The organism is Trinickia sp., assembly GCF_051953405.1.
Classification (GTDB): Bacteria; Pseudomonadota; Gammaproteobacteria; order Burkholderiales; family Burkholderiaceae; genus Trinickia.
The window spans coordinates 1-13,236 of sequence record NZ_JBQCIV010000152.1; the positions used below are offsets into that span (position 1 = coordinate 1).

11 protein-coding genes are annotated in these 13,236 nt (G+C 63.3%); 7 read left to right on the plus strand and 4 right to left on the minus strand.

All coding sequences use genetic code 11. The features are described 5' to 3' along the window. Window positions 1-40: 40 nt before the first annotated feature. Window positions 41-1,147, plus strand: coding sequence for an aromatic ring-hydroxylating oxygenase subunit alpha (locus ACTHN9_RS27370; protein WP_440540048.1), 1,107 nt, complete (start codon window positions 41-43; stop codon window positions 1,145-1,147). Window positions 1,148-1,331: 184 nt separating this feature from the next. Beyond that, window positions 1,332-2,204 (plus strand): sulfurtransferase, encoded by an 873-nt coding sequence (locus ACTHN9_RS27375; protein ID WP_440539963.1) that lies wholly within the window; start codon window positions 1,332-1,334, stop codon window positions 2,202-2,204. Window positions 2,205-2,326: 122 nt separating this feature from the next. Here ACTHN9_RS27375 and ACTHN9_RS27380 read toward each other — a convergent pair whose 3' ends face one another. The 3 genes from ACTHN9_RS27380 to polA all read right to left on the minus strand — a co-directional run bounded on the left by ACTHN9_RS27380 (window position 2,327) and on the right by polA (window position 7,372). Then, window positions 2,327-2,878, minus strand: a complete 552-nt coding sequence (locus ACTHN9_RS27380; protein ID WP_440539964.1) for a hypothetical protein — start codon at window positions 2,876-2,878, stop codon at window positions 2,327-2,329. A 209-nt stretch (window positions 2,879-3,087) separates the two neighbouring features. Next, the gene (locus ACTHN9_RS27385) at window positions 3,088-4,434 is read right to left on the minus strand and encodes an NAD(P)/FAD-dependent oxidoreductase (RefSeq protein WP_440539965.1); all 1,347 of its coding nucleotides are present in this window, start codon (window positions 4,432-4,434) and stop codon (window positions 3,088-3,090) included. Window positions 4,435-4,594: 160 nt separating this feature from the next. Next, a complete protein-coding gene (gene polA, locus ACTHN9_RS27390; protein WP_440539966.1) occupies window positions 4,595-7,372 on the minus strand; it encodes a DNA polymerase I in 2,778 nt (925 codons plus the stop codon). 1 nt (window position 7,373) lies between these two features. On the opposite strand from polA, the gene ACTHN9_RS27395 reads away from it, so the two are divergent. The 4 genes from ACTHN9_RS27395 to ACTHN9_RS27410 all read left to right on the plus strand — a co-directional run bounded on the left by ACTHN9_RS27395 (window position 7,374) and on the right by ACTHN9_RS27410 (window position 10,774). Next, on the plus strand, window positions 7,374-8,117 hold the full coding sequence (locus ACTHN9_RS27395; RefSeq protein ID WP_440539967.1) for a TIGR00730 family Rossman fold protein: 744 nt from the start codon (window positions 7,374-7,376) through the stop codon (window positions 8,115-8,117). A 245-nt stretch (window positions 8,118-8,362) separates the two neighbouring features. After that, on the plus strand, window positions 8,363-8,824 hold the full coding sequence (locus tag ACTHN9_RS27400; RefSeq protein WP_440539968.1) for a mobile mystery protein A: 462 nt from the start codon (window positions 8,363-8,365) through the stop codon (window positions 8,822-8,824). Between the two features lie 206 nt (window positions 8,825-9,030). Then, window positions 9,031-10,053 carry a DUF2167 domain-containing protein gene (locus ACTHN9_RS27405; RefSeq protein WP_440539969.1) on the plus strand — a complete coding sequence of 341 codons (1,023 nt, stop codon included), beginning with the start codon at window positions 9,031-9,033 and terminating at the stop codon, window positions 10,051-10,053. Then, window positions 10,046-10,774 (plus strand): site-2 protease family protein, encoded by a 729-nt coding sequence (locus ACTHN9_RS27410; protein ID WP_440539970.1) that lies wholly within the window; start codon window positions 10,046-10,048, stop codon window positions 10,772-10,774. Before ACTHN9_RS27405 ends, ACTHN9_RS27410 begins: the two co-directional genes overlap by 8 nt. Window positions 10,775-10,828: 54 nt before the next feature. On the opposite strand, the gene ACTHN9_RS27415 is transcribed toward ACTHN9_RS27410, so the two are convergent. Next, window positions 10,829-11,869: a LacI family DNA-binding transcriptional regulator gene (locus ACTHN9_RS27415; protein WP_440539971.1), complete on the minus strand. Its 1,041-nt coding sequence runs from the start codon at window positions 11,867-11,869 to the stop codon at window positions 10,829-10,831. 187 nt (window positions 11,870-12,056) lie between these two features. Here ACTHN9_RS27415 and ACTHN9_RS27420 point away from each other — a divergent pair, with 187 nt between their 5' ends. Then, window positions 12,057-13,220, plus strand: coding sequence for an ABC transporter ATP-binding protein (locus tag ACTHN9_RS27420; protein ID WP_440539972.1), 1,164 nt, complete (start codon window positions 12,057-12,059; stop codon window positions 13,218-13,220). Window positions 13,221-13,236 lie beyond the last annotated feature (16 nt).

Here is a 13,236-nt window from a genome sequence, read left to right on the forward strand (position 1 = left end):
TGGGTTGTTCGCTGCTTTCACGTTTTCATCGGGAGTGGGAATGTCCAATCTGAGCACTGCATTGCAGCTCAAGGCCATTTCGAGCCAGCTGCCGGTCACGGCTTACTTCGACGAAGCGCTCCTCGCGCGAGAAATCGAAACACTTTTCAAGAAGGGTCCTCGCTACGTCGGGCATGATTTGATGGTGCCGGAGGCGGGGAATTATTTCGCGCTGCCAAGCGAGAACGAAGGGCGCGTGCTCGTGCGCAACCCACGTTCGCAGGTAGAGCTGCTGTCGAATGTCTGCCGTCATCGCCAGGCGATCATGCTGAACGGGCGCGGCCAGGCGGAGAACATCGTCTGCCCGTTGCACCGCTGGACGTACAATCTCGACGGCGAATTGCTCGGCGCACCGCACTTCGCCGATAACCCTTGCCTGAACCTTAGCGCCACCGCGCTGCAAAACTGGCACGGCCTGCTGTTCGAGGCGCAGGGGCGCGACGTCGCGAAAGATCTCGCGAAACTCGGCACGCAGCGGCACTTCGACTTCTCCGATTACATGTTCGACCATGTCGAAGTCCACGAGTGCAACTACAACTGGAAGACGTTCATCGAGGTCTATCTCGAGGACTATCACGTCGTGCCGTTCCATCCGGGCCTCGGCAGCTTCGTCAACTGCGACGATCTGACCTGGGAATTCGGCGAGTGGTATAGCGTGCAGACAGTCGGCGTGCACAACGGCTTGGCTAAGGCCGGCAGCCCGATCTACCGCAAGTGGCACGACGAGGTGCTGCGCATGCGCGACGGCGAGCCGCCCGAATATGGCGCCATCTGGATGGTGTACTACCCGGGGCTCATGATCGAGTGGTACCCGCACGTGCTCGTTGTCTCGTGGCTCATTCCGCGCGGCCCACGGAAAACGACGAACATCGTCGAGTTCTATTACCCCGAGGAAATCGCGCTGTTCGAACGCGAATTCGTCGAGGCCGAACGCGCCGCCTATATGGAAACGGCGCGCGAAGACGACGAAATCGCCGAACGCATGGACGCGGGCCGTCTGGCATTGCTCCAACGTGGAGAATCGCAGGTAGGACCGTACCAAAGCCCGATGGAAGACGGCATGCAACATTTCCACGAGTTCCTGCGGCGCGAACTCGGCGAAATCTGACGATGCCGATGCGGGTACAGGCAGCCGGCGCCGGCCGTCCGGCCTAGGACACGGCCGCCCCCCCCGAAACACCTCCGGTCGCGAGACGGGCAAGATGGCGAACGTGCCTCTTGCCCGTCTTTTTGTTTAGACTGCAATCATTCGCCGTCCGCGCGCGAGCGCGCTCGCCAACGAGGAGTCCATCATGCCGCACACGCACTACACCACGCTGATTTCGGCCGACAATCTCGCCGAACGCCTGTCCAATGCGCCGGGCAGCGTACTCGTCTTCGATTGCAGTTTCGACCTAACCGATCCGAGTGCCGGAGAACAGGCCTATGCGGCAGGCCATATCCCCGGCGCCCGCTACTTGCATCTCGACCGCGACCTCTCTGGAGCGAAGACGGGCAAGAACGGACGCCATCCGCTACCCGCACGCGATGCCATAGTTGCGGCCCTTGCGAAGCATGGGTTGAAGCAGCATCAGCAGGTGGTCGCCTATGACGCACAGGGCGGCGCCTATGCCGCCCGGCTCTGGTGGCTGTTGCGCTGGCTCGGACACGACTCCGTGGCCGTGCTCGACGGCGGCCTGCAAGCGTGGCAAGCCGCGGGGCAAACGCTCGACACCGCCACGCCGGCCGCGCCGGCGCCGGGCAACTTCAAAGCTGCCGCGCCGCTGGCCGTCACCGTCGACGCACAACACGTGCTCGCCAACATCGATGGTGGCGAGCAGTTGGTCGTCGATGCCCGTTCTCCCGATCGGTATCGCGGCGAGAACGAAACGATCGACCCTGTCGGCGGCCACATCCCGGGCGCCCGCAACCGTTTCTTCAAAGACAACCTGACCGCCGACGGGCGCTTCAAATCCGCCCATACGCTGCGCGACGAGTTCGGCGCGGCGATCGGGCAAAAGCAACCCGAGCAAGTGATCCTGCAATGCGGCTCCGGCGTCACGGCCTGCCACAACGCGCTCGCGATGGAAGTGGCCGGGCTGCATGGCGCGGCACTATACGCCGGTTCGTGGAGCGAGTGGTGCGCCGACGCCTCACGGCCGGTCGCTACCGGGCCGAATCCGTAGCCCCCTCCCGAGCGGGCACGCCCACATCGCTTGGTCGGCGAGCGGGCACCGTTCGGGTGTCCGCTCGCTAGCGCTTACCCCCTTGCGCAGCGAGCCGACGCCCCTTGCATCGTTGCACTTCGTCACCCGCCCGGCGTGTCTTTGAGAAACGTCACCCGGGCCGAAGACTGGCTGACGATCGACGACTGCGATCCATACAGGCCATTTTTGAACCTATCGCCGGGATTGCTCAGATTAACGATCTCCACGGCGGATCCGGCCGGCAGCGCGCACTGCCAGGGCCCTAGCGGCTCGACGGCGAGGATATTGCCGATCAGCGCCGAAGCGCATCCATAGTGAAGCGCGACACCGGCAGACGAGTGCTGCGTATCGAGCGTACGGATCGTCACGATGTCTTGCGCCACCCGCTGCAGCAAGCGTCGCGGCAGCCTGCTCGTGGTGGACGTTTCCCCGTCGAGAACATGGAGGCATTCCGGCTGGCCCGCGACCTTCAGCCATTTGACGACGACTTTCGTTCCCCTCAGTACCCATCGCGACCATGCCGGGCCGAGCGGTGTCAAGGTGATGGTGCGCTCGGGGTGCACGGATAGACTCGTGCAATAGCCGAGCGCATTGTTGCCCCGTTTGCCGTCGGGCAACGAGACCATGTGGGTGGCTAAAGGAGGATGGCTCATCGTTTCGGACACTGTGCCGGGCGCCCGCCATTCGGCGGACGACCGACATTCGATTGAAAACGAAGAGCCTATCCGGTCTATGCGGGACAGCTCACCCGGAACACTAGAATTCGGACCGAATGAATGCCCTGGCGATGCAGCCACCGGGCGGCGGCGCCTCGGCGGGCAGCCGCGACCGCCGCGCCGCTGCACCGATGCAGCTCATACAGCTAGTGCAATTTCACGCGGGGCAGCGTCGTGCGCCGCAGCCAATGCGCAACGGTATCGAGCATCATCCGCGGGTAGCCATGCAACGCCGCCACGTGCAGCCGGTACAGCGACATATACATGAAGCGGGCGAACAAGCCTTCGATCAGCATGCTCCCGCCGATAACCCCGCCCATGAGATTGCCCACGGCGCTGAAGTGCCCAAGCGACACGAGCGAACCGAAGTCGCGGTACGTAAACTCCGGCAGCGGCTTGCCGTCGAGCCGCTTCGAGAAGGCCCTCAGCAGAAAGCTCGCTTGCTGATGCGCGGCCTGGGCGCGGGGCGGAACATTGCGTTCGGTGCCGGGCCACGGACAGGCCGCGCAATCGCCGAGCGCGAAGATGTCGTCGTCGACCTCCGTCTGCAACGTTCGGCGCACGCACAATTGGCCCATTCGATTGACGGTCAGGCCATCGAGCTGGCCGAGCACCGGCGGGGCCTTGATCCCGGCCGCCCACACCGTCAGATCGGCACGCACGACTTTGCCGCTAGCGGTACGCACGATGCCCGGCGCCACCTCCGCCACCGTTTCGCCGATCATCAGCTTCACCCCGAGCTTGCGCAGCAGCTCGGCCGTCGCGCTCGATACCCGCTCTTGCAGCGCCGGCAAAATACGCGGCCCGGCTTCGACGAGGACGATGCCGATATCGTGCCGAGGATCTAGCTTGTGCAGGCCGTAGGCCGACAACACCTGCGCCGTATTGCGCAGCTCGGCCGACAACTCGACGCCCGTCGCACCGCCGCCGACGATCGCCACTTGGATACGCGGCTCGCTTTCGGGCGACGTTCCCGGCCCCGACTCGACCGTCTCGTGCGGCCGATGCTCGGCACGCATGCATGCCGCGATGAGCCGCTTGCGAAACCGGTCGGCCTGGGCCACGGTATCGAGCGCGATCGAATGCTCGGCTGCGCCGTTCACGCCGAAGAAATGCGTCGTGCTGCCGATCGCGATAACGAGCGTGTCGTACTCGAGTTCGCGTTGCGGCAAAATTTCCGCGCCGTCGGCATCGATGACCGGCGCGATCGTGATTCGCTTGGCCGCTCGGTTCAGGTTCGACAGCTCGCCCTGCTGAAACTCGAAGCCATGCCAGCGAGCTTGTGCCGGATACTCGAGTTCCTGCGTAAAGGGATCGAGACTGCCGGCCGCCACCTCGTGCAACAACGGTTTCCAGATATGCGTCGGATAACGGTCGACGAGCGTCACGAGCGCGCGTGCTTGACGGCCCTCGCGCGCGCCGTAGCGATCTCCGAGGCGCGTGGCTAACTCGAGCCCGCCCGCGCCTCCTCCCACGACAATGAAACGATGCATGCCGATTCTCCCTATGCCGTTGATAATGCGGTTCGGTCGCGCTCGCAAGGGCGGCGCGAGCGCAAGCTCGGTCCATTGTCCGCGAAGCAGCACGCTCGCGCGAGGCCGATACGGCTTATTGAAGCCATACCGGCGCGAGCATGAACGCGGGCTCAGCGCATCAGTGCGCCTCCTCCCAATTCGCGCCGACGCCCACTTCCGCCACGAGCGGCACCTTCAGTGCCGCCACGCCGCACATCAATTGCGGCAGCTTTTCGCGGACGACGGACAGTTCGTCGTCGGGCACTTCGAGAACGAGTTCGTCATGCACTTGCATGATCATGCGGCTCTTGGCCTGCTCTCGTTCGAGCCATGCCTGCACCGCGATCATCGACAGCTTGATGAGGTCGGCCGCGGTGCCCTGCATCGGCGCGTTGATCGCCGCGCGTTCGGCCGCTTGCCGGCGCGGGCCGTTGCCGCCGTTGATCTCGGGCAGCCAAAGCCGGCGGCCGAAGACGGTTTCGACGTAGCCTTTAACCTTCGCGCTCGCGCGCGTGTCGTCCATATAGCGGGCGACGCCCGGATATCGTGCGAAGTAGCGATCGATATACAGCTTGGCCGCATCGCGCGTAATGCCGAGATTCGAGGCTAACCCGAACGAACTCATGCCGTAGATCAAGCCGAAGTTGATGACCTTCGCGATGCGCCGCTGATCGTTCGAGACTTCGAGCGGTGTGACGCCGAATACTTCGGCCGCCGTGGCACGGTGGATGTCTTCGCCATGGGCGAAGGCACGCAGCAGCGATTCGTCGCCGGAGATGTGCGCCATGATGCGCAGCTCGATTTGCGAGTAATCGGCCGAGACGATCTTGCTGCCCTCGGGCGCAACGAACGCCTCGCGGATCCGGCGCCCTTCGCCCGTGCGCACGGGGATGTTCTGCAGATTCGGTTCGTTCGAGGCCAGCCGCCCCGTCACCGCAACAGCCTGCGCGTAGTTCGTGTGCACCCGCCCCGTCTTCGGATTGACCATGCGCGGCAGTTTGTCCGTATAGGTCGACTTCAGCTTCGACAAGCCGCGATGTTCGAGCAGCAGCTTCGGCAGCGGGTAATCTTCGGCGAGCTTTTGCAAGACTTCTTCATCGGTCGAAGGCGCCCCGCTCGGGGTCTTCTTGACGACGGGCAACTGCAGCCGCTCGAAAAAGATCTGCCCGATCTGCTTCGGCGAGCCGAGGTTGAACTCGCCGCCGGCCAGCACGTACGCTTCGGTTTCCAATTCGATGAGCCGCGCGGCGATCTCGTTGCTTTGCTTGCGCAAGCGTTCGCTGTCGATCAGCACCCCGTTGCGCTCCATCTTGCGCAGCACGCGCGCCGTCGGCAGCTCGATGTCGCGGTAGACGTGCAGCAAGCCTGCTTCGCGTTCGATTTGCGGAAACAGCGACTCATGCAATTGGAACGTGATGTCGGCATCCTCGGCCGCATATTCGGCCGCCTTGTCGAGCGGTACTTCGTCAAAGCCGATCTGCGCTGCGCCCTTGCCGGCCACATCTTCGTATTTGATCGTCTTGACGCCGAGATGTCGCGACGCCAGGCTATCCATGTCATGCGGACGGTGCGATTCCAGCACGTACGATTCGAGCAGCGTATCGTGCTCGACGCCGTTCAGCGCGATGCCGTGATTGGCGAGCACTTGCTCGTCGTATTTCAGGTGTTGTCCCACCTTCTTCTTGTCGCTGCTTTCGAGCCAGGGTTTGAGCTTCGCCAGCACTTCGTCGCGCGGCAATTGCACGGGCGCATCGGGCCCGCGGTGGGCAACCGGAAGGTAGGCGGCGCAGCCGGCGCCGACCGAAAACGAGAGGCCGACGATCTCGGCCGTCATCGGATCGAGCGATGTCGTTTCCGTATCGAACGACGTCAAGGCAGCCGCATCGATCTTGGCCAACCAAGCGTCGAGATGCTCCCAGGTCTGCACCGTCTCGTAGCAACGCTCGGGTGCGATGGTCGGCGCGGGTTCCGCGGCGAGCACACCCGAGGGCTCCGTTGCGCCCGCTTGGGCTTGGGCGTCCTGCGCGCCTTCGATCAGCGCTTCGACCTCGCGCAGCCAGGTTTTGAACCCGTGCCGCATGAATAGATCGCGCAATTCGAGCGGCGATTCGGGACGAGCCGGCAAAGTATCTTCGATCGAGGCGACGTGCTCGGTCAGATCGCAGGCCCGCTCGACCGTCACGAGCTTTTTGGCGAGCGGCAGGAAATCGAGCGCACGGCGCAAGTTGTCGCCCACGACGCCCTTGATCTCGTCCGCGTGCTCGACCACGCCGTCGAGCGTTTCATATTGCGCGAGCCACTTGACGGCCGTCTTCGGCCCGCACTTTTCGACGCCCGGCACGTTATCGACCGTATCGCCGATCAACGAGAGGTAATCGACGATGCGCTCAGGCGGCACGCCGAACTTCGCGATCACGCCGTCGCGGTCGAGCGTTTCGTTCGTCATCGTGTTGACGAGCTTGACGCGATCGCTCACGAGTTGGGCCAAATCTTTATCGCCCGTGGAGACAACCACGTTCATGCCCTCGCGTTCGGCGGCGGCGGCCAGCGTGCCGATGACGTCGTCGGCCTCGACGCCGTCCACCATCAGCAGCGGCCAGCCGAGCGCGCGCACGGCGAAATGGATGGGCTCGATCTGTTTGGAAAGATCCTCGGGCATCGAGGGACGATGCGCCTTGTACTCGGGGTACCAATCGTCGCGGAACGTCTTGCCCTTGGCGTCGAAGACGCACGCGCTATACTCTGCCGTGACGTCTTTGCGCATGCGGCGCAACATGTTGATGAATCCGTAGATGGCCCCGGTCGGCTCGCCGTCCGGGCCGCGCAAGTCAGGCATCGCATGGTAGGCCCGATACAGATAGCTTGATCCATCGACCAAAACGAGGGTCTTACCTTTCAGGTTCCGTTCTGCAGGCATTATGAACAAGAGAAAAGTGATTCCGAGTCTGCGATCGCTCGCAGATCAAGAACGTGCGACGGCCAAGAAGGCCCGCGCGTCGTGGCAGATGTTCACGATTATGGCAGAGTTCATCGAGGCGACCGAGTACCTCTCGGAGATCCGCCCTGCCGTGAGCATTTATGGTTCGGCCCGTTTGAAGCCGAGTTCGCCGCACTATAAATTGGCGACTCAGATCGCCCGCAAGCTGTCGGACGCCGGCTTCGCCGTCATCTCCGGCGGCGGCCCCGGCATCATGGAAGCCGCGAACAAGGGCGCGCATGCGGGCAAAGCCCCCTCGGTTGGGTTGAACATCGAATTGCCCCATGAGCAATCGGGCAACCAGTGGCAAGACATTTCGCTGCGTTTCCGCCACTTCTTCACGCGCAAGGTCACGTTCGTCAAGAACTCCGATGCCGTGATCGTCATGCCGGGCGGCTTCGGCACGCTCGACGAACTAGCCGAAGTGCTGACGCTGATCCAAACGAAGAAGTCGCGGCACGTGCCGATCATTCTCGTCGGCAGCGAGTTCTGGAAGGGGCTGCTGCATTGGTTCGAGACGGCCCTGTTGCCAATGGGGCTCATCAATCCCGAAGACATGAACCTCATGAAGGTAATCGACGACCCCGACCAAGTGCTGGAGGCCGTACTCGCCTTCTACGAAGATCGCGGGGAAGCCGAGCCGCATGCGGCCAAGTCCGACGAGGATCGGATGTTCTATTTGTAAGAAGCCGTGCCGAAGGGCCTGCGTGGCCCGTCCGCGTAACCGAGGCTGAGTCACGCTGAGACCCGCGCTCGAAAGAGGCGGGTCTGTTTTATTGGAGCCTTTCGCCTTCTTGCGTGAAGCACTTCGCTTCGCTACAGCAACGCACAATATTGCAATCCGCTTCCTTTTAGTGAAGCAAAAATTTGAATGTCGCGTCATTATAGGCTATCGTCACCATCAACTTTGATAGCCTATAGGCAAGCGCAATGGATTCTAGAACGCGGCAGCTACGCCTCGAGGAGATCCAAGCGTCGGTCGCGGCGTATTCGGATTTGACCAGCCGTCGGCCCCCGCCGCGCGGATGGCTAAAAGCCATCCGCGAGTCGTTGGGCCTTACCGAGCGCCAGCAGGCGGAAAGATTAGGCATTACCGGTTCGACACTACACAAGTCGGAGTCGGCGGAAGCCGAAGGGAGAATCACGCTCGGCCAATTGCGCAAGTTGGCCGACGGGCTGGACTGCGAGTTGGTCTATGCCCTAGTGCCCAGAACACCGCTCACTCAGGTGGTGGAAGATCGGGCGCGCTCGATCGCCCTGCAGGAGGTGAGCGGCGTTGCCCACACCATGAGTCTGGAAGACCAGCGTCCGGCAGCCGACCGACTTCGCAAACAGGTTGATCAGCGAACGGCGGAACTGCTCCGGGGCCGCTGGTCCGACCTGTGGCGATAGATCTACCGAACATGACGACCAGACACCGCTCGATCCTGACGAGCTTGCGGGTCCGATAGCCGTGGTGGGCCCCATGCGCTAACCTGCCGCCAAACCATGGCGACAAGCCCAATTAAAGAGTCCAACTCGCGTGCCGTTAGCCAGAGAAGCTCGGCGCTGTTCGAGCGGGGCAATACCGCCATCCGACAAAAAGCACAAAAATCACCATGAGAGCGTTCGTTACATTCCTGATTGGGCTGTTCATCATTGCGGCAAGCGGGGCTTGTGTCGCGCAAACCCAGGCAACGAAAGACGAACTGCAAGCCGCCGTTAAAGAAGCGAATGCGGCAATGATCAAAGGCCCCCGGAAAATCGCCGTCGTCGACGAAGCCGATTTCGCCCTGCCGGCCGACGCCGCCTTTGTTCCGGCGCCGGCGGCCATTCGGTATCTGCGCGCGCTAGGCAACGTCGTCGACGAAAAATCGCTCGTGGGCTTGATCGTGCCCGAAGCGGACGGCCAGCATTGGCTCGCCTTGCTCACGTACGAAAAGGGCGGCTATGTCCGCGACGACGACGCGAAGCATTGGGACCCGGACGGGATCCTGAAGAGCCTGCGCGACGGCACCGAGCAGGCGAACGCCTCACGCAAGGAGCGTGGGCTGCCGGAAGTCGAAGTCGCCGGTTGGGCCGAGCCGCCGGCCTACGACGCGAACACGCATCGACTGGTTTGGTCGGCGATCGTACGATCCAAGGGACAATCCGACGCCACGCAAGATGACGTCAATTACCGGACCCTCGCCCTCGGGCGGGACGGCTACCTCTCGTTGACGATGGTCAGCCAGCTATCGGCGCTCGCAGCCAATAAGCCGACGGCCAATGCATTGCTCGCGGATATCGCTTATCGGGATGGTAAGCGCTATGCCGATTTCAACGCATCCACAGACCATATCGCCGAATACGGGCTCGCGGCGCTCATCGCGGGCGTCGCCGTGAAAAAGCTCGGCTTGTTCGCGATCATTGCCGCCTTCGCCGTGAAGTTCTTCAAAGTCGGACTCATTGCGCTGCTAGCGTTCAGCACGAAGATCAAACGGCTGTTCACGCGCAAACCGAAGGCTGCGCCACCACCGTCGACGGACACGGAATTCCTTCCTCCAGCGTCGTTCGGCGACGTGGCAGGCGACGCTCACGGCGGGCAGCCTCCCGGCGATTCGGCGCAGCAACAAGGCAGCGATTCGACGCACCATGGCTAAGTTGTTGATCTTGCTGCTGAGCGGGCTGAAGCTTGGCAAGGTGCTGGCGACGACGGGCACCATGCTGCTCTCGATCGCCGTCTACGCGCTCTTCTACGGGTGGCGGTTCGCGGTGGGGTTCGTGCTGTTGCTGTTCGTGCACGAGGCCGGGCATTACGTCGCCGCCCGCAAACGCGGCCTCGACGTGGGCCTACCGACGTTCGTGCCGTTCGTGGGTGCGTGGGTTCAAATGAAGCAGATGCCGCACGATGCGGAAACGGAAGCTTATGTTGGCCTGGCCGGACCGTTCGCGGGAACGCTGGCCTCCCTCGCATGCTATTTTTTCGCGCGTCGCTTCGATAGCGGGTGGATGCTCGCACTCAGCTATGCCGGCTTCTTCCTCAATCTGTTCAATATGATCCCGCTGTCGCCGTTCGACGGCGGTCGGATCACAGCCGTGCTTTCTCCACGCATCTGGTTCGTGGGCGTGCCCGTGCTCGTCGGGCTGTTCGTCATGCATCCCTCCCCGCTGTTGATCGTCATGGCCATTTTGGCGCTGCCGCAACTTCAGCGTGCCTGGCACTATGATGCGAGCCGCCCCGAAAACAGGCGCTATTACGGGATCGCGCCGTCGGTAAAGCTCGCCTACACGTTCTACTACTTGGCGCTACTGGCCTTCCTCGCATCGATGACGTTCGGCGTCCACGATATGCTGGGATCCGTGCGCGCAGGCATGGGCTGATCCGCGAATCCGCGGATTCGCTGGTCAACCGCTTCGCCGCGCGCGCCTGCCGCCCTAGTCCTTCTTCGCCGGCCCCGTCGAAGCACGGACAACCAGGTACGGCGCCGACGTCACGCCCACGCGCGCCCGCCGGGCGCCGTCGCCCTGCGCGCTCGCGCCCGCCGTTTCGATCAACTCGAGCAACAGCGCCACCGCCAGCTCGGCCGCTTCGACCGTCGGGACGGCCACCGTCGTCAACGCGGGGCGCGATTCCCGCGCAAGTTCGATATCCGTGATTCCGACCACGGACAACTCGCGCGGCACGTCCAGGCCAAGGTCCGCGGCCGCCTGCATCGCCCCGAGCGCCGGCAAGTCGTTCGACGTGAACAGCGCAGTCAGATCCGGATGCGCCTTCAGCAACTCCAACGCCGCGCAATAGCCGCCCTGCGTCGTATCGGGTGCGTATCGCACGGGCGCCGCGGCGCCGTCGAGCCCGGCCGCCCGCATCGCGTCGATGAACCCGTCGTAACGCGCCGCATGAATCCCATACACCTTGCTGCCGACGATGGCGCCGATACGCCGATGCCCAAGCTCGAGCAGGTGCCGCGCCGCCAGCTCGCCCGCCAACCGAAAATCCACGGCCACGCAGGGCAACCCCGGCGGATCGAGCGGCCGTTCCCACATGCACAGCACGACCGGCGCACCACGCACCTCGGTCATCCGCAAGTCTTCGAAATCGAGGTTTGCATTCATCACCAGCACGCCCTCGGATAGCGTCCCGGCAATCTGATCGAGATACGCGCGGCCCGTTTGCGGATCGCCCGCCGTATTGCAGATGATCAGGAACTGCCCCTTTCGTCGCAAGGCGTTTTCCACCGCCAGCGCGAACTCGGGATAGAACGGGTTCGCGATGCTCGACACCATCAGCGCAATCGTCGGTGCCCGCCCCTCGGCCAGCGCACGCGCCGGCAAATGCGGCCGATAGCCCAAGGCCGAAATCGCCTCGAGCACCCGCTGGCGCGTCGCCTCGCCCACTCGTCCTTTGTTGCGCAGGACATTCGAGACGGTGGCAGGCGTCACGCCCGCCCGGGCAGCCACTTCATTCAGCGTCGGCATGATTTCTCAATAAATGGGATGGTCATTCAACATTTGCGCGATCGGCAAGAGCACGGCAACATGGGCTGCATAAACACGACGAACATTCGGAGACGCAGCGCCGGTCGCATCGCGATCGATTTTTTAGGGCGCAATGATTAAGCGCTTAATCAACGATTGGCGCTGATTAGAACACGGAGACAGCACGATGGCGAGCATTTCGTTACGCGGTGTGCAAAAGGCTTACGGCGATGGCCCCGCGGTCATCCGGGACGTCGATCTCGAAATCGGCAAGAACGAGTTTTGCGTCTTTCTCGGCCCGTCGGGCTGCGGCAAATCGACATTGCTGCGCATGATCGCGGGCCTCGAAGACGTCACCGAGGGGGATCTGTCGATCGGCGGCAAGCTCGTCAATGACATCCCGGCCGCCCAGCGCGGCGTCGCCATGGTGTTCCAGAGCTACGCCCTCTTTCCGCACATGACCGTCTACGAGAACATGGCCTTCGGCCTAAAGCTCGCGAAGACGCCCAAGACCGAGATCGATCGAAAAGTGCGCGACGCGGCGCGCATCCTGCAGCTCGATGCACTGCTCGATCGGCATCCGAAAGCGCTATCGGGCGGCCAGCGCCAGCGCGTGGCGATCGGCCGTGCCATCGTGCGCGAGCCCGGCGTGTTCTTGTTCGACGAGCCGCTCTCGAACCTCGATGCCACGCTGCGCGGGCAAACCCGCGTCGAGATCGCGCGCCTTCACCGACAGTTCGCCGACGCAAGCGTCGTCTATGTCACGCACGACCAAATCGAAGCGATGACGCTCGCCGACAAAATCGTGCTGCTGCACGCCGGCAAGGACACCGAACGATTCGGCAGCATCGCCCAGATCGGCGCCCCGCTCGACCTCTATCACCGGCCCAAGAGCCAATTCGTGGCCGGCTTCATCGGCTCGCCGCGCATGAATTTTCTGCCGGCGAAGGTCGCGGCGGTCGAATCGACGGGCGTGACCGTCACGCTCGACGGTACCGGCGAGTCCGTTCGCTTGCCGTTGCAGGGCGAGCGCCTAGCCGTCGGAGCCCCCGTCACATTCGGCGTACGTCCAGAACATCTCGAACCGGCCGATGGCGATCCATCGGCAGCCGGCGAACAAGGCGGCGTCGCGCTTTCACGCACGATCACGCTCGTCGAAGCGCTCGGCGAACACAGCTACGTGCATCTCGATCAACCGGGCGGGGCGGTGCTCATCGCCAAGGCGCCCGGAGACGCGCGCCTTAAGCCAGGCGATCGCGCGCGCTTGCTCGCACCGGCCGCCGCCTGCCATCTATTCGCGCAGGACGGCTTCGCCATCGCCCCGCTCGATGCCGTCGAACAACACGCCTGAGCGACAACGACAAGAG

Excerpts from the sequence above, each read along its gene's own strand:
- ACTHN9_RS27380 (WP_440539964.1), bottom strand. The coding sequence starts at position 2,878 with ATGAGCCATCCTCCTTTAGCCACCCACATGGTCTCGTTGCCCGACGGC.
- ACTHN9_RS27420 (WP_440539972.1), top strand. The coding sequence starts at position 12,057 with ATGGCGAGCATTTCGTTACGCGGTGTGCAAAAGGCTTACGGCGATGGC.
- ACTHN9_RS27415 (WP_440539971.1), bottom strand. The coding sequence starts at position 11,869 with ATGCCGACGCTGAATGAAGTGGCTGCCCGGGCGGGCGTGACGCCTGCC.
- ACTHN9_RS27405 (WP_440539969.1), top strand. The coding sequence starts at position 9,031 with ATGAGAGCGTTCGTTACATTCCTGATTGGGCTGTTCATCATTGCGGCA.
- ACTHN9_RS27385 (WP_440539965.1), bottom strand. The coding sequence starts at position 4,434 with ATGCATCGTTTCATTGTCGTGGGAGGAGGCGCGGGCGGGCTCGAGTTA.
- ACTHN9_RS27370 (WP_440540048.1), top strand. The coding sequence starts at position 41 with ATGTCCAATCTGAGCACTGCATTGCAGCTCAAGGCCATTTCGAGCCAG.
- ACTHN9_RS27375 (WP_440539963.1), top strand. The coding sequence starts at position 1,332 with ATGCCGCACACGCACTACACCACGCTGATTTCGGCCGACAATCTCGCC.
- ACTHN9_RS27410 (WP_440539970.1), top strand. The coding sequence starts at position 10,046 with ATGGCTAAGTTGTTGATCTTGCTGCTGAGCGGGCTGAAGCTTGGCAAG.
- polA (WP_440539966.1), bottom strand. The coding sequence starts at position 7,372 with ATGCCTGCAGAACGGAACCTGAAAGGTAAGACCCTCGTTTTGGTCGAT.
- ACTHN9_RS27395 (WP_440539967.1), top strand. The coding sequence starts at position 7,374 with ATGAACAAGAGAAAAGTGATTCCGAGTCTGCGATCGCTCGCAGATCAA.
- ACTHN9_RS27400 (WP_440539968.1), top strand. The coding sequence starts at position 8,363 with ATGGATTCTAGAACGCGGCAGCTACGCCTCGAGGAGATCCAAGCGTCG.